Origin of the sequence: Pseudoalteromonas sp. CST2 (genome assembly GCF_028599385.1) — a bacterium.
Taxonomy (GTDB): Bacteria; Pseudomonadota; Gammaproteobacteria; order Enterobacterales; family Alteromonadaceae; genus Pseudoalteromonas; species Pseudoalteromonas atlantica.
The window spans coordinates 215,920-230,422 of the sequence record NZ_JAQREO010000001.1 but is presented as its reverse complement, the minus strand read 5'-3'; the positions used below and the strand labels follow the sequence as shown (position 1 = coordinate 230,422).

Sequence of the window (14,503 nt, the reverse complement as noted above, 5' to 3'; positions counted from 1 at the left end):
TTACATTTTAAACACAGTTTAATTTGCACAACATATTAACACGCATCTTAACTCGGGGTATATTACCCACAGGATGATTTATATTTGAATCAGGCATTATTAGATATTTTTTCCCAAAGGGGTAAAGTTATGGGCACAGTTACGTGGGTAGGTTTAATTATTATTACTGCTGTAGTGGCATTTTTTGTTGGTGCATTCGTTACTAAAAAGCAATTTAAGCAAGATGAATTAAAAGAACAAGCCGAGCAAGCACAAAACGCGCTTGAGCAGTATCGCCAAGATGTGGCCGATCATTTAGCAAGCACAGGTAAGCTTGTGAATAAAATGAAAGAAAACTACGATCAACTACTCAGCCATGTTGAAGAAACCAATCAACTATTACTTGATGATAAAAACAAAGCACCTAGCGAGCCGTTTTTCTCTAAAGAAACAACAGAGCAATTACAAGCGTCTTTAAAAGAGCGCGAGGTTGACCGTTCATCTGCACAAGCACAACCTGCCGATTACGTCTCGGGTGAGTCTGGTTTATTTGCAGGGCAAAATGGTGATACAAAACCTGCAAAAGCCTCTTAACACACTGAGCACGCTAAAATGTTAGTGCTATCTTGAGGAACTTTTTTTTGACCCCATAGTCTTTAAATGTAACAGCTTTATATTTAAATTCGAAAAGGCTGCTTATGCAGCCTTTTTGCTTTTCCTGTGATGTGGAGTACACCCTGACTATGAAAATGAAATTATCACTTATTAGTGCTGCAATCTTATCTACAAGCTTATTACTAAGCCCTATGGCCTCTTATGCAAAACTGCCTATTGCAGTTAACGGCCAACAATTACCCACACTTGCGCCTATGCTTGAGCAAATTACCCCTGGCGTTGTGAGCATTCAGGTTTCTGGCTCAAAAGAAGTACGCCGCCGTGCAGACCCGCTTGAATACTTTTTTGGTAACCCTCAACCACGTAGTCAAAAGCGCCAATTTAGCGGTTTAGGCTCAGGGGTTATTATAGATGCCGACGAAGGCTATGTAGTAACAAATAACCACGTAATTCAAGATGCCGAAAAAATGGTGGTAACGCTAGAAGATGGGCGTGAATTTGAAGCCACCAAAATTGGTACCGATAAAGAGTCTGATATTGCGCTATTACAAATAGATGCAGATGACTTAACCGAAGTTAAACTGGCAAATTCAGATAAATTGCGTGTCGGCGACTTTGCAGTTGCAATTGGTAATCCATTTGGTTTAAGCCATACAGTAACCTCGGGCATTGTAAGTGCATTAGGGCGTAGTGGTTTAAATATTGAAGGCTACGAAGACTTTATTCAAACCGATGCAGCTATTAACCAAGGTAATTCAGGAGGCGCTTTAGTTAACCTAAATGGCGAACTCATTGGTATTAATACTGCTATTTTAGGTGCCTCGGGTGGAAATGTTGGTATTGGCTTTGCCATTCCATCAAATATGATGAAAAACTTAGTCGACCAAATTATTGAACATGGCGAAGTACGCCGTGGCTCACTGGGTATTTCTGGCCGTCCACTTGATGCAGGCCTTGCAAAAGCACAGCAACTTGACGTTAAACAAGGTGCTTACGTTATGCAAGTAATGGATGATACCGCAGCAAGCAAAGCAGGTATTAAAGCCGGCGATGTTATTATTAGTATTAATGGCAGCGACATTAGTGGCTTCCACGAGCTGCGCAGTAAAATAGCAACGTTAGGTGAAGGACGCGAAGTTAAATTAGGTATTTACCGCGATGGCAAAGTAAAAACCATTAAAGTAACGCTTGATGGTGCATCGGGTGTAACCGCCGCAGGCGATGAACTGCATCCTGCATTCCAAGGTGCAACGCTTGAAAACGTGCAAAAAAATGGCACTAAAGGTATTGAAGTCGCCACAGTAGATCCGCGCTCTCCTTCTGCACGTGTTGGTCTTGAAGAAGGTGATGTGATTGTTCAAGTTAACCGCCAACGTGTAGAAAACATTCGTCAAATGAACAAAATTATCGAAGATACCCAAGGTAATATCGTACTTGGCGTTAAACGTGGCAGAGAGTCTATCTTTGTACTTATCCAATAAGTAACACGTTATAAATAAGCAATAAAAATAACAGCAGCACTTGCCGCTGTTATTTTTTTTGTGCCATCATAAAGAATTGCTCACTAACAATAAGAATCTCGTGCTGAAATTACTAAAATTTGTACTTCCCCCTTTGTTTGTCGGTTTAGGTATCGCTTTTTTAGTGGTTTTTTTCAGCCCTAATATGCGCGCCTCTTTACTCCCTAATGTTCCCTTGCCCAGTGCTATGAGCTCAAATCACCTTAGTTTTGCTGACGCGGTTAAACGTGCTGCACCGTCGGTAGTAACTATTTTTTCAGAAAGCATTTCTAAAGAGCCTCGCTATAAGCAACAAAACACCGTTCAAGAGCTTGGCTCTGGCGTAATTATGGCGCAAGACGGCTACATATTAACTAACTACCACGTTATAAATAATGCAGATCAAATCTTGGTTATATTAACCGATGGCCGACGCTTTTTTGATGTGCAGTTAATTGGCTTTGACACCATTACCGATTTAGCCCTATTGAAAATTAACGCCGACCACCTGCCGGTGATCCCCGTAAACGATAATTACACCACCAGTGTAGGTGATGTAGTGCTGGCCATTGGTAACCCACTCAATTTAGGGCAAACCATCACCCAAGGTATAATTAGTGCCACCGGTAAACAAAAAATTACCGATAGTCCTTATAACAACTTATTGCAAATGGATGCTGCTATAAATGTAGGTAACTCTGGCGGTGCTTTGGTTAATTCAAATGGGGACTTAGTAGGGATCACGTCTGCGCAGTTTAAAACCCGTGAAAACCTAAATATCCAAGGAATATTTTTTGCTGTTCCCTATTCACTCGCTAAAGAAGTAATGGCAAAGCTAATACGCCATGGCCGTGTAGTACGTGGCTATTTAGGCTTTGAAGGCACTGCGGTTGATAGCACGGGCAAAGAGGTAAACGACAGCCTTACTGAGGTTGCAGGTATGCGCATCACCAATTTAGACCCATTAGGTCCTGCATGGCAAGCTGGCATTGAAGAGCAAGACATCGTTATTAAAATTGCAGGGTTAAGTGTCGCCAACCCGCAAAAAGTACTCGAAAAAATAGGCAATACACAGCCCGGTAAAGAAATAGAATTTGAGCTGTACCGTAACGGTAAAGTAGAAAAAATAATGGTTAGAGTTGCAGAGCTCGAAACTAAACTCTAACCAAAATGGCAATAAAAAGGTCGGATAGCAATACGCGTATCCGACCTTTTTTATGTCTAAAGTAAACTGTGTTTAACTCAGCGCACTTAATTAAGAAGCAAGTGTGCTCTCACCTCAAAACAAATAAATATTATTGCGAATGGGTATTAGCTACTTCTGCGCTTAATATTGGCACCTAAGCCACTGAGTTTATCTTCAATGCGTTGATAGCCTCGGTCTACGTGGTAAATACGATCGACTACCGTTTCACCTTGCGCCACAATACCGGTTAAAATTAAGCTTGCAGAGGCGCGTAAATCGGTTGCCATTACTTGTGCGCCACTTAAACTTTGCGTTTCACCACAAATAGCGGTGTGCCCTTCTAAACGAATATTAGCGCCCATGCGTTGTAACTCTGGTACGTGCATAAAGCGGTTTTCAAAAATGGTTTCGGTAATTGTTGCACTACCATTAGCCACTACATTTAACGCGGTGAACTGCGCTTGCATGTCGGTTGGAAAACCAGGGTGTGGCATGGTTTTAATATTAACGGCTTTGAGCTCACGATTACGCATATCTAAATAAATGCTGTCATCGTTTACTTCAACTAATGCATTCGCGGCACGTAATTTTTCAATAACAGGCTCAAGTGAATGAAAATCTGTTTTTTTACAAAGTACTTCACCTGCAGCCATCGCTGCTGCAACTAAAAAAGTGCCCGTTTCAATGCGGTCAGGTAAAATGCTGTGCTCACAGCCGCCTAAACGCTCTACGCCATCAATTTCTATACGGCTTGTACCCGCACCAGTAATTTTTGCACCCATAGCAATTAGGCAATTGGCCAGGTCAATAATTTCGGGCTCGCGTGCTGCGTTTTCAAGCACCGTTTTACCATCAGCAAGTGCTGCGGCCATTAGTAAGTTTTCGGTTGCGCCAACACTGACCATTTCCATGAAAATTTCAGCGCCTTTAAGGCGACCTTCTACCTTTGCATTGATATAGCCATTTTCAACGTTTATTTGTGCGCCCATGCGCTCTAAACCTTGAATATGTATATCAACCGGGCGTGCGCCTATAGCACAGCCACCAGGTAGCGATACCTGCGCCTCACCAAAACGCGCCACTAAAGGCCCAAGTGCCAAAACAGAGGCACGCATTTGCTTAACTAAATCATAAGGAGCAAGCGTTTTATTAACGGTTGCGCCATCGATATACAGTGTATCGCCTTGCCAATTTACAGTTGCGCCTAAGGTGCTTAAAAGCGCCTCAGTGGTCACAATATCGCGAAGGCGAGGAACATTCGTAAATGTACTTTTACCATCGGCAAGCAGTGCGGCAAACAAAATTGGTAATGCGGCATTTTTAGCGCCAGAAATAGTTACTTCACCCGCAAGTGAAGTGCCACCTTGAATTACAAACTGATCCATTAAGAGGCCTTAACTATTGAGGTAAAATAAATTTTTGTTCACGCTTCCACTCAGTTGGCGTAAATGCACGAATTGATACAGCGTGAATTGTACCGTCTGAAATAGTATTCATTAATGGGCCATAAACTAGCTGTTGCTTTTTAACGCGGCTTAAACCGTCAAAGCACTCACCTACTGCAATTACTTCATAATGGCTACCATTGGCTTTTACTTTTACTTCAGATAATTGAAGTTCGTCGCGTAATAATGTTTCGACTTGGCTAGTTTCCATAACTCTCACTCAAATAAAGTTGTTACCTGACCCAACTGCATTAAATTTTGCAATTGCTCAGGTGGATTTTGCAATTCAAGGCGTGTGCCTTGTTGCTTAAATTCAGCAAAAGAGTGAATTAACCAAGCTAAGCCCGCTGTGTCAACCCTCATTACCTCACAAAGGTCAAAATAGATGGTTTTATGCTTGCTTAATGACTTGGCGTTCAGAAGCTGTTCATTGCCAATTGAGCTGCGGGTAAGTTCACCACTTACCCTATAGTGCTGCTCATCTACTTGGCTAATTGCCAATTTAGTCATTGCTGTTGTTGCCTCTAAATTGCACAGGTAACTGGCTCTTTTGCTCTAGTAATTTACTTACGTGTGCAATACCTTGCTGGCGTAAAATACCTTGTAGCTCACTTTGTTTTGCATCGAGTAAGCTAATTCCTTCTGCAATCATATCGTATGCGCGCCACTCGCCGCTGCGATCTTCACGCACTTTAAAATCAATTTTTATGTCAGGTTTGCCATCTTCTATAATTTTAGTTTTTACTACAACTACATCTTTGCCTTTAAATGGCTGCTCTGCGCCAAATTCTACATGTTGGTCAGTGTATTGAGTAAATACCCCCGCGTAAGTAGCAACTAAATAGCCTCTAAACGCCCCAATAAATTCTTGGATGCCTTTAATTGCTTCGGCTTTTTCGGCTTCATCGGTAATTGCACGCACTTTAGACACTTCACTACCCAATACACGAAGTGCTGCATATTTGTAGTCTATGTATGGCATCAGCTCTTCTTCTACAATAACACGAAGGTGCTCTTTATCTTTAGTGATAAGCGGTTGATCTTTTTTAATGCGCTCAAATGTATGCTCTGCTACCTGACGCACCATTTTGTTAGGATCTGTCAGTTTAACTTCGGCTGCGCTAACACTTTGCACAGCTAGGGTTGCACTAAGTGCAATAACGGCTAAAAACTGTTTCAACATAATAATTACTCACTACCTTGGTTGAATAAAAACTGCCCTATTAACTCTTCTAAAACAAGTGCAGACTTAGTATCTGTGATTGAATCACCATCACCTAACGCTTTGCTCTCTACGCCAAATAACTCATCGATTGCTTGATCTTGTGCGTTTTCGGTCACTGTCTCACCTAAACAGCGCTGCTCTGCTGCATTAGGAGAAATAACAGGGTGAATACCTAAGTACTGCTCCCCTAAAATACCCGATGTTAAAATTGAGATTGAGCTAGTGTCTGAAAAACGACATAAATACTGTGCATCTATCGTCATATTTACCACAGGCAAAAACTCCTGTGGGTGTACATAAATAGATTCAACACGGCCAATCACTACACCGCCTACTTTTACCGGTGCACGCGCTTTAAGTGAGCCGATATTTTCAAACTTTGCATTTAGCGTGTAGGTTTCGCCCGACCCGCTAATACCCGAATTAGCCACTTTAAGTGCTAACATTGCAAACGCTAAAATGCCTAATGCGACAAAAAAGCCAACTAAAATCTCTAATTTCCGTGAATTCATTATCTATACCCTATTAGCTGGTAAACATTACCGCTGTCAAAATAAAGTCAAACCCTAATACTGCCAGTGATGAGTGAACGACTGTTTCTGTTGTTGCTTTACTGATCCCTTCTGATGTTGGGATACAGTCGTAGCCCTTATAAAGCGCAATCCAGGTCACTACCATGGCAAATACAAAACTTTTTATCATGCCGTTTAATACATCTTCTTGAAACGATACTTGCGATTGCATTATCGACCAAAAGCTGCCGGTATCTACGCCTAACCAATCAACCCCAACTAAATGAGCACCGATAATAGCAACCGCAGAAAAAATAAGTGCAAGCAATGGCATACTAATAAAACCTGCCCAAAAACGCGGTGCAATAATGCGCTTGAGAGGATCAATGGCCATCATTTCTAGTGAAGAGAGTTGCTCGGTGGCTTTCATTAAGCCTATTTCTGCCGTTAGCGCACTTCCAGCGCGACCAGCAAATAATAGCGCTGTAACCACAGGGCCTAGTTCGCGTAATAAACTAAGCGCAACTAATGGGCCTAGGCTGTCTTCGGCGCCATAGCCAACCAATACAGTGTAACCTTGCAGCGCAAGCACCATACCAATAAACAAACCCGACACCATAATAATTAATAATGATTGCGAACCAACCATATAAAGTTGGCGCACTAACAGCGGTGTGCCTTTTTTAAAGTTAGGTACATTCCACAATGCATTAAAAAGCATGTTGGCAGAGCGCCCTAATGCAGCAAAACGCCCCAGCGTTTTATGACCTAGCTTTTGAAATAAATCCAACATTAAGCGTTTTCTCCTAACAGCTCATCAGCATACGTTTGTGCAGGATAATGAAATGGCACAGGCCCATCCGATAACCCTTTTAAAAACTGCTGTACTAATGGAGATTCATGATTACGCATTTCATCCGGTGTCCCAGCCCCTATTACGCCTTGATCGGCAATAATAATAACGTGATCGGCAATACTCATTACCTCCGTCACATCGTGGGTTACAATAAGGGATGATAAACCTAGCACTTCATTTAACGACTTAATAAGCTTTACCAATACGCCCATAGATATTGGGTCTTGGCCGGCAAAAGGCTCATCATACATAATAAGTTCTGGGTCCAGTGCAATAGCACGTGCAAGTGCTGCTCGTCTGGCCATACCGCCAGAAAGCTCAGAAGGCATTAAATCTTTAGCACCGCGTAAACCCACCGCTTGCAGTTTCATTAATACGACTAGTTTAATTAACGCTTCACTTAACTTGGTGTGCTCTCGCAGAGGAAATGCAATGTTGTCAAATACCGACATATCAGTAAATAACGCACCGCTTTGAAACAGCATGCTCATTTTGGTTCGTGCCGCATATAACTCTTTGCGCGACATACTAGGAATACTGCCACCTTCGAATAAAATATCGCCGGCGTCAGGCTTAAGCTGCCCACCAATTAAGCGTAGCATTGTGGTTTTGCCAATTCCGCTTGGCCCCATAATCGCTGTTATCTTACCTTTAGGAACACTAAAACTCATATTTTTATATATGGTTCTATCGCCTCGCGAAAAGCTAACATCCTTGACTTCTACTATTGATTGCGACAAGTCGCTCTCCGTAACAATGTTCACTCGTGCTCCTATTTTAAGGGTTTTTTAGCCAAGATGGAAAAAACAATTCGTAAGATTTTGTAATACGCCTACAAAAAGCGCTCTAAGGCTGAAGTAAATTGCCTTAACCTTTGCTTAAGCGCATAAAATTCACGCACTGCAATAGTAGACCCTGCTCTTTTGCTTATACTTTCATGTTGGCTTTTGTTACTATTCGCGCCATCTGTATTTTGAACATCTGGCTTAACATAATGGTTACCTCGTTTGTTATTTTAATTCTTGGTTTTGCTGCACTTGTGTGGAGCGCCGACCGATTTGTATACGGTGCGGCAGCGCTTGCTAAAAACTTTGGAGTCCCTACTTTAATTGTTGGCTTAACGGTTGTTGCTATGGGTTCTTCGGCCCCTGAAATGATGGTATCGGCCTCGGCTGCTTTGGCAAATAAAACCGACACAGCGGTCGGTAACGCGGTAGGTTCAAATATAACAAACATCTTACTTGTGTTAGGTATTACTGCGCTGCTACGCCCTTTGAGTGTGTCATCAAGCACTTTAAAACGCGAAATGCCGCTTGTTATGCTGGTATCCTTGGCTACGTGGTATGTATTTTCAGACAACTACTTCTCGCTCACCGAAGGGGTGGCGTTGCTAGTCGCATTTGCTGTGTTTATTGGTGGCTTGATTGTGGTTTCTTTGCGCGCAAAAAATCAAGATGACCCTTTCGTTTCAGAAGCCTGCGATGAGGTTCCTAACGATGTACCAACTAAGAAAGCCGTTTTATGGCTAATTGTCGGCATGGTTTTATTACCTGTTAGCTCACACTTTTTAGTTAGTTCAGCAGTCGATATTGCTAAATACTTTGGTTTAAGCGACTTAGTTATTGGCTTAACCATTATCGCCATTGGCACAAGCTTGCCTGAACTTGCAGCTTCTGTAGCGGGTGTACTTAAAAACGAAGATGATTTAGCCCTAGGTAATATTGTGGGCTCAAATATATTTAATATTTTAGCGGTATTACCGCTTGCAGGTATTATTAACCCATCAGTAGTTGACCCGTCACTTGCAAACCGCGACATACTTATTATGTTAGGTGCTACGCTTGCGCTTATTATTATGTCATTGAACTTTAGAGGTTCTCAGCGTATCAATAGAGTAGAAGGTGGCCTATTACTCATCGCATTTTTGGCGTACCAAGGTTATATTTTTAGTCAAGTAGGGTAACAATGGCACAACTAAATTTTATAGAGCAAGGTTTACGCGTATTAAACATTGAACGCCAAGCGCTTGCTGATATTACACAATACGTTGACGAAAACTTTCATAGTGCGTGTCAGCTCATGTTTGATTGCCAAGGCCGCATTATTGTTATTGGCATGGGTAAATCAGGCCATATTGGTAATAAAATTGCAGCTACCCTTGCAAGTACAGGCAGCCCTGCTTTTTTTGTTCACCCAGGCGAAGCAAGCCATGGTGATTTAGGCATGATAACCAAAAATGACGTGGTTATGCTTATATCAAACTCGGGCGAAACCAGCGAAGTACTTAATATTATTCCGGTGCTTAAACGCCTTGGTGCAAAAATAATATCGATGACGGGCAACCCGCTCTCTACTATGGCAACACTTGCCGATGTGCACGTATGCATAAAAGTAGAACAAGAAGCCTGTTTATTAGGTTTAGCGCCTACAGCAAGCACCACAGCTACTTTAGCGATGGGTGATGCAATGGCGGTTGCGCTTTTAGAAGCACGCGGCTTTACCGCCGATGACTTTGCACTCTCTCACCCTGGCGGCAGTTTAGGTAAGCGATTGTTGCTCACTTTAAAAGATGTAATGCACAGCGGCACAAACACCCCTATTATAGGTGTAACGCAAACAATTAAAGACGCGTTAATAGAAATGTCAGCCAAAGGGCTGGGCATGACCGCTATTGTAGATAACAATCAACAGCTTGCCGGCCTTTTTACCGACGGTGACTTACGCCGTATTTTAGAGCAAAGAGTTGATATACATAGCACCACTATTAGCCAGGTTATGACTAAGTCATGCACAACCGCCACGGCCGATATACTTGCAGCTGAAGCCCTAAACATAATGGAAAATAAACGTATTAATGGTTTAATTGTTGTCAATGATAAAAACCAGCCAATAGGCGCCTTAAATATGCAAGACCTCTTAAAAGCAGGAGTATTATAAATGCAATTTGAAGATCTCTATCAACCGCTAAGCGATGATGCCAAAGCACGCGCCAAAAAAGTAAAACTACTCATATGCGACATTGATGGTGTATTTTCTGATGGCCGAATTTACCTCGGTAACCAAGGCGAAGAATTAAAAGCATTTAATACAAAAGATGGTTTTGGCATTAAAGCGCTGATCAATAGCGGCTTTGAAGTTGCGGTCATTACGGGGCGTCACTCAGAAATAGTACAAACTCGCATGAGCAGCTTAACCGTGCAGCACATTTATCAAGGCCAAGAAGACAAACTTATTGCTTATCAAGAACTCAAAAACACTTTAAAGTTAACTGATGAACAAATAGCCTATATTGGCGACGATGGTCCTGACATGCCAGTAATGGAGCGCGTTGGCTTTGCCGTTGCAGTAAACGATGCACACCCGCTTATTAAGCGCTTATCGCATTACACTACGCAAATGCCTGGCGGCTTTGGCGCCGTTAGAGAACTCACAGACTTACTTATGCTAGAGAATGGCATAGCGCTTACAACACAAGGCACCAGTTCATGAATGCAGCACGCGTTATACTCAGTGCGTTATTCATCGGCTGTATGGTTTGGCTTTGGTACCCTTATTTTACCCAAACCAATGTAGCGCCAGAGCAAGAACCTGAAGTAATTGCAAAGCCCGATTACACCGCTATAGAGCTTAAGCAAACAGCCTATGACGAGCAAGGCAAAATAAGCCATAAAGTCACAGCGGCTAAAATGGAGCTGTACCAACAGCTTGGTTTTACGTTTTTTGAAAAACCTATTTTCACCTTGTATAACGAAAAGCAAACATGGCGAATAAATGCAGACGAAGCAACGCTTTACGAAGATAAACAACTTATTTTAGAAGGCAATGTGGTTGCTAAAAATTTAGTTGATAACGCCATGATAGATAACATCGATGCCGATAACATCGAAGTCGACATTAAAGCGCTAACAATGCGCTCTGAGCAGCCAGTGGTTGTCACTGGGCCTAATTTAAAAATTGTCGGTAAAGGCCTTGAAGCCGATTTAAAAACCGAAGTAATAAAACTAATTAACCATACGCGAACAATATATTATGACCAATAAACTCACTAAAATACTTATTATCCCATCGCTAATGCTTGCATTTAGCGCCTCTGCTGCTGAGCCTGCTGCTCAACCGCCAGCAAATCAAATTTCTATTAGTGCAGACCGTCAAGAAGGCCAACTTAAAGAAAACGTAGGTATTTTTGAAAAGAACGTCGAAATTGTGCATGGCAATCGCAAAATTACAGCCGACCGACTCGAAGTACATAAACGTGAAGACTTAGGGGATAACAAACAACTCCTTATTGCCACTGGCAGCCCAGCCTACTTCGAAGAAAAACAAGACGATGGTACCGTAATGAGCGCCAGTGCAAACGAAGTACGTTACGACGTAGCAAAGCGCTTTTTAACGCTTGTTGGCGATGCTGAAGTCGCACAAGCCGGTCAAAAAATTAATGCTAAAAGTATTACCTACGACATGCAGCAGCAGCTTATTAGCGCAGAAAAAGACGAAAACTCCACGGATCGTGTCCACACAATTTTAGTGCCTGTTGAAGCAAAAATTAAAGAAAAAACAGGTAACGAAGGTCAACCATGAGCACCTTAAAAGCAGAACTATTAGCAAAAAGCTATAAAGGCCGCCAAGTTGTAAAAAATGTAGGCCTTGAAGTAGAAGCCGGCAGCATTGTTGGCTTATTGGGCCCTAATGGCGCAGGTAAAACCACCACCTTTTACATGATTGTAGGGTTAGTACCTAGCGACAAAGGTAAAATTTCTATTGATGATAACGACATTACGTTATTACCTATGCACAGCCGCGCCCGCTTAGGCATTGGCTATTTGCCGCAAGAGTCATCAATATTTAGAAAGCTAACAGTTTATCAAAACCTAATGGCTATTTTAGAAACGCGTAAAGAGCTCAATAAAGCCGCGCGAGAAGAAACGCTTAACAACTTACTTGATGAATTTAGTATTCAGCATATTCGCGATAGCCAAGGTATGGCGCTTTCTGGTGGTGAACGCCGCCGTGTAGAAATTGCCAGAGCACTGGCAGCAAACCCTAAATTTATTTTATTGGATGAGCCTTTTGCTGGTGTTGATCCGATTTCAGTGTTAGATATAAAGAAAATAATAGAACATCTTAAAAACCGTGGCATTGGCGTATTAATTACCGATCACAATGTAAGAGAAACCCTTGATGTTTGTGAAAAAGCCTACATTGTTTCTCATGGGGAGCTAATTGCATCTGGCACCCCAGAACACGTATTAAATGACAAAACTGTACGCGATGTTTATTTAGGCGAGCAATTTAGGCTGTAACATTTAAGCCACACCTACAAGCATCTGCTAATATTAATTATAACAACATAAAAGGATTGTTAGAGATACATGAGGCAATCATTACAGCTGCGCATGGGCCAGCAACTTACAATGACTCCACAATTGCAACAAGCGATTCGCTTGCTGCAGCTCAGTACATTGGATCTCCAGCAAGAAATACAAGAAGCACTTGATAGCAACCCGCTATTAGAAGTAGAAGAGCAAGATTACACGGAAGAGTCGGCTGGAAAAAATGAGCAAAAAGCAGATACGGATGATGTAACCGTAAGCGCATCGGCTGACGATACAACCAGCGAGTACGAGCAAGACAGTGGCGAAGCTTTAAATAAAGACACCGTTAGCGATGATATGGCAATGGATGTAACCTGGGATGAGTACATGAGCGCAGCCCCTGCTGCATCCTCAGGCCCAATGCCGGAAGATGAGTCTATTTATCAAGGTGCCTCTACTGAAACGCTACATGAGTATTTAATGTGGCAGCTTCAGCTTACTCCTTTTAGCCCAACTGACGAAGCCATTGCTATTGCCATTGTAGAAGCTGTAGATGACTCGGGTATTTTAACGCTAAGTTGCGAAGAAATTTTAGAGAGCTTTAACCAAGAAAACGATGACGAAGTTGAAGTTGAACTTGATGAAATAGAAGCCGTTTTAAAGCGTATTCAGTTATTTGACCCTGTAGGTATAGCCGCGCGCAGTTTACAAGAGTGCTTGTGTATTCAGCTAAACCAGTTTGATAAAGACACCCCTTTTATAGAACAAACTAAAATGATCTTAACCGATCACATTGATCTATTAGCGGCACGCGACTATCGTACATTAATGAAAAAGACTAAGCTTAAAGAAGACGAGCTTAAAGAGGTCATGACCCTAATACATACCCTCAACCCAAAACCTGCAGATACCATAGTAAGGGAAGAGTCGGAGTATGTAATACCGGATGTGTCGGTTAAAAAAATAAAAGGCCGCTGGGTGGTAGAGCTAAACCCAGATAGCATGCCAAAAATACGCGTAAATAGTCAGTACGCGGCTATGTCACGTACCGTAAAATCAAGTGGTGATAGCCAATTTATTCGCTCTCACTTACAAGAAGCTAAATGGTTTATAAAAAGCCTTGAAAGCAGAAACGACACGCTGCTCAAAGTAACAAACTGTATTGTAAAACAGCAACAAGCATTTTTTGAACATGGCCCAGAAGCCATGAAGCCAATGGTTTTAAACGATGTTGCTGAAATGGTAGAAATGCATGAATCGACAATTTCGCGTGTTACTACGCAAAAATATATGCATACGCCACGTGGTATTTTTGAGCTTAAGTATTTTTTCTCAAGCCACGTAAGCACTGAAAACGGCGGAGAGTGTTCATCAACCGCAATACGTGCCCTAATTAAAAAGCTAATTGCCGCGGAAAACTCAGCTAAACCATTGAGTGATAGTAAAATTGCGGATATATTGGCAGAGCAAGGAATTAAAGTAGCTAGACGCACAATAGCAAAATACCGTGAATCGCTAGCTATTCCACCGTCAAATCAGAGAAAGAGTTTGATATAAGACGTAAAAAACAAAGAGGAAATGCTTATGCAACTAAACCTAACTGGTCGTCACGTAGAAGTAACTGATTCACTTAGAGACTATGTAAATAATAAATTTGCAAAGCTAGAAAGGCACTCAGATCATATTAGCAATGTGCATGTCATTCTCGATGTAGAAAAACTCAACCAAAAAGCAGAAGCGACTATTCATGTAAGTGGCGCAGATTTATTTGCCTCAACAGAGCACCAAGATATGTATGCCGCTATAGACTCGTTGATTGACAAGCTCGATCGTCAAGTCATAAAACATAAAGAGAAGCTTGCTAGACACTAATA

18 protein-coding genes and 1 pseudogene are annotated in these 14,503 nt (G+C 41.9%); 11 read left to right on the top strand and 8 right to left on the bottom strand.

Annotation, left to right across the window (positions count from 1 at the left end; translation table 11 throughout):
- Positions 1 to 89: 89 nt before the first annotated feature.
- A pseudogene (locus PSH41_RS20110) lies at positions 90 to 218 on the bottom strand (hypothetical protein); the annotation flags it as partial.
- On the opposite strand from PSH41_RS20110, the gene PSH41_RS01060 reads away from it, so the two are divergent.
- The 3 genes from PSH41_RS01060 (at position 157) to PSH41_RS01050 (ending at position 3,258) form a co-directional block, all read left to right on the top strand.
- The gene (locus PSH41_RS01060) at positions 157 to 573 is read left to right on the top strand and encodes a YhcB family protein (protein ID WP_353683220.1); all 417 of its coding nucleotides are present in this window, start codon (positions 157 to 159) and stop codon (positions 571 to 573) included. The pseudogene PSH41_RS20110 and the gene PSH41_RS01060 sit on opposite strands and share 62 nt — an antisense overlap.
- Before the next feature lie 149 nt (positions 574 to 722).
- A complete protein-coding gene (locus tag PSH41_RS01055; protein WP_004589100.1) occupies positions 723 to 2,075 on the top strand; it encodes a Do family serine endopeptidase in 1,353 nt (450 codons plus the stop codon).
- A 100-nt stretch (positions 2,076 to 2,175) separates the two neighbouring features.
- Complete coding sequence (locus PSH41_RS01050) at positions 2,176 to 3,258, top strand: trypsin-like peptidase domain-containing protein (protein WP_024033328.1); 1,083 nt, start codon at positions 2,176 to 2,178, stop codon at positions 3,256 to 3,258.
- A 146-nt stretch (positions 3,259 to 3,404) separates the two neighbouring features.
- On the opposite strand, the gene murA is transcribed toward PSH41_RS01050, so the two are convergent.
- From murA to PSH41_RS01015, 7 genes are read right to left on the bottom strand one after another with little or no spacing between them, the layout of a single operon-like run.
- On the bottom strand, positions 3,405 to 4,664 hold the full coding sequence (murA, locus tag PSH41_RS01045) for a UDP-N-acetylglucosamine 1-carboxyvinyltransferase (RefSeq protein ID WP_004589098.1): 1,260 nt from the start codon (positions 4,662 to 4,664) through the stop codon (positions 3,405 to 3,407).
- Positions 4,665 to 4,677: 13 nt separating this feature from the next.
- The gene (locus PSH41_RS01040; RefSeq protein WP_004589097.1) at positions 4,678 to 4,935 is read right to left on the bottom strand and encodes a BolA family protein; all 258 of its coding nucleotides are present in this window, start codon (positions 4,933 to 4,935) and stop codon (positions 4,678 to 4,680) included.
- A gap of 5 nt (positions 4,936 to 4,940) precedes the next feature.
- Positions 4,941 to 5,234 (bottom strand): STAS domain-containing protein, encoded by a 294-nt coding sequence (locus PSH41_RS01035; RefSeq protein WP_024033329.1) that lies wholly within the window; start codon positions 5,232 to 5,234, stop codon positions 4,941 to 4,943.
- Positions 5,227 to 5,907 carry an MlaC/ttg2D family ABC transporter substrate-binding protein gene (locus PSH41_RS01030; protein ID WP_273588634.1) on the bottom strand — a complete coding sequence of 227 codons (681 nt, stop codon included), beginning with the start codon at positions 5,905 to 5,907 and terminating at the stop codon, positions 5,227 to 5,229. Before PSH41_RS01030 ends, PSH41_RS01035 begins: the two co-directional genes overlap by 8 nt.
- Before the next feature lie 5 nt (positions 5,908 to 5,912).
- On the bottom strand, positions 5,913 to 6,461 hold the full coding sequence (gene mlaD, locus PSH41_RS01025; protein ID WP_004589094.1) for an outer membrane lipid asymmetry maintenance protein MlaD: 549 nt from the start codon (positions 6,459 to 6,461) through the stop codon (positions 5,913 to 5,915).
- Positions 6,462 to 6,474: 13 nt separating this feature from the next.
- Positions 6,475 to 7,254 (bottom strand): lipid asymmetry maintenance ABC transporter permease subunit MlaE, encoded by a 780-nt coding sequence (gene mlaE, locus PSH41_RS01020; protein ID WP_024033330.1) that lies wholly within the window; start codon positions 7,252 to 7,254, stop codon positions 6,475 to 6,477.
- Positions 7,254 to 8,057 (bottom strand): ATP-binding cassette domain-containing protein, encoded by an 804-nt coding sequence (locus tag PSH41_RS01015; protein ID WP_004589092.1) that lies wholly within the window; start codon positions 8,055 to 8,057, stop codon positions 7,254 to 7,256. The genes mlaE and PSH41_RS01015 overlap by 1 nt, the downstream gene beginning before the upstream one ends.
- A gap of 254 nt (positions 8,058 to 8,311) precedes the next feature.
- Here PSH41_RS01015 and PSH41_RS01010 point away from each other — a divergent pair, with 254 nt between their 5' ends.
- From PSH41_RS01010 to hpf, 8 genes are all read left to right on the top strand, one after another.
- Entirely contained in the window at positions 8,312 to 9,280 is a 969-nt protein-coding gene (locus PSH41_RS01010; protein ID WP_064384784.1) for a calcium/sodium antiporter, read from the top strand.
- Between the two features lie 2 nt (positions 9,281 to 9,282).
- Positions 9,283 to 10,254: a KpsF/GutQ family sugar-phosphate isomerase gene (locus tag PSH41_RS01005; RefSeq protein ID WP_055252725.1), complete on the top strand. Its 972-nt coding sequence runs from the start codon at positions 9,283 to 9,285 to the stop codon at positions 10,252 to 10,254.
- Complete coding sequence (kdsC, locus tag PSH41_RS01000) at positions 10,255 to 10,806, top strand: 3-deoxy-manno-octulosonate-8-phosphatase KdsC (protein WP_004589089.1); 552 nt, start codon at positions 10,255 to 10,257, stop codon at positions 10,804 to 10,806.
- The gene (gene lptC, locus PSH41_RS00995) at positions 10,803 to 11,357 is read left to right on the top strand and encodes an LPS export ABC transporter periplasmic protein LptC (RefSeq protein WP_054982305.1); all 555 of its coding nucleotides are present in this window, start codon (positions 10,803 to 10,805) and stop codon (positions 11,355 to 11,357) included. The genes kdsC and lptC overlap by 4 nt, the downstream gene beginning before the upstream one ends.
- On the top strand, positions 11,347 to 11,895 hold the full coding sequence (gene lptA, locus PSH41_RS00990; protein ID WP_004589087.1) for a lipopolysaccharide transport periplasmic protein LptA: 549 nt from the start codon (positions 11,347 to 11,349) through the stop codon (positions 11,893 to 11,895). The genes lptC and lptA overlap by 11 nt, the downstream gene beginning before the upstream one ends.
- On the top strand, positions 11,892 to 12,617 hold the full coding sequence (gene lptB, locus PSH41_RS00985) for an LPS export ABC transporter ATP-binding protein (protein ID WP_004589086.1): 726 nt from the start codon (positions 11,892 to 11,894) through the stop codon (positions 12,615 to 12,617). Before lptA ends, lptB begins: the two co-directional genes overlap by 4 nt.
- Positions 12,618 to 12,686: 69 nt before the next feature.
- Positions 12,687 to 14,186, top strand: a complete 1,500-nt coding sequence (locus tag PSH41_RS00980) for an RNA polymerase factor sigma-54 (RefSeq protein ID WP_004589085.1) — start codon at positions 12,687 to 12,689, stop codon at positions 14,184 to 14,186.
- Positions 14,187 to 14,213: 27 nt separating this feature from the next.
- Positions 14,214 to 14,501: a ribosome hibernation promoting factor gene (hpf, locus tag PSH41_RS00975; RefSeq protein WP_004589084.1), complete on the top strand. Its 288-nt coding sequence runs from the start codon at positions 14,214 to 14,216 to the stop codon at positions 14,499 to 14,501.
- Positions 14,502 to 14,503 lie beyond the last annotated feature (2 nt).

Bases quoted from the DNA above. Each gene is read 5' to 3' on its own strand.
- PSH41_RS01035 (WP_024033329.1), bottom strand. From the start codon at position 5,234: ATGACTAAATTGGCAATTAGCCAAGTAGATGAGCAGCACTATAGGGTA.
- PSH41_RS01040 (WP_004589097.1), bottom strand. From the start codon at position 4,935: ATGGAAACTAGCCAAGTCGAAACATTATTACGCGACGAACTTCAATTA.
- hpf (WP_004589084.1), top strand. From the start codon at position 14,214: ATGCAACTAAACCTAACTGGTCGTCACGTAGAAGTAACTGATTCACTT.
- kdsC (WP_004589089.1), top strand. From the start codon at position 10,255: ATGCAATTTGAAGATCTCTATCAACCGCTAAGCGATGATGCCAAAGCA.
- murA (WP_004589098.1), bottom strand. From the start codon at position 4,664: ATGGATCAGTTTGTAATTCAAGGTGGCACTTCACTTGCGGGTGAAGTA.
- lptC (WP_054982305.1), top strand. From the start codon at position 10,803: ATGAATGCAGCACGCGTTATACTCAGTGCGTTATTCATCGGCTGTATG.
- PSH41_RS01005 (WP_055252725.1), top strand. From the start codon at position 9,283: ATGGCACAACTAAATTTTATAGAGCAAGGTTTACGCGTATTAAACATT.
- PSH41_RS01055 (WP_004589100.1), top strand. From the start codon at position 723: ATGAAAATGAAATTATCACTTATTAGTGCTGCAATCTTATCTACAAGC.
- PSH41_RS01010 (WP_064384784.1), top strand. From the start codon at position 8,312: ATGGTTACCTCGTTTGTTATTTTAATTCTTGGTTTTGCTGCACTTGTG.
- PSH41_RS00980 (WP_004589085.1), top strand. From the start codon at position 12,687: ATGAGGCAATCATTACAGCTGCGCATGGGCCAGCAACTTACAATGACT.
- mlaD (WP_004589094.1), bottom strand. From the start codon at position 6,461: ATGAATTCACGGAAATTAGAGATTTTAGTTGGCTTTTTTGTCGCATTA.
- lptB (WP_004589086.1), top strand. From the start codon at position 11,892: ATGAGCACCTTAAAAGCAGAACTATTAGCAAAAAGCTATAAAGGCCGC.
- lptA (WP_004589087.1), top strand. From the start codon at position 11,347: ATGACCAATAAACTCACTAAAATACTTATTATCCCATCGCTAATGCTT.
- mlaE (WP_024033330.1), bottom strand. From the start codon at position 7,254: ATGTTGGATTTATTTCAAAAGCTAGGTCATAAAACGCTGGGGCGTTTT.
- PSH41_RS01030 (WP_273588634.1), bottom strand. From the start codon at position 5,907: ATGTTGAAACAGTTTTTAGCCGTTATTGCACTTAGTGCAACCCTAGCT.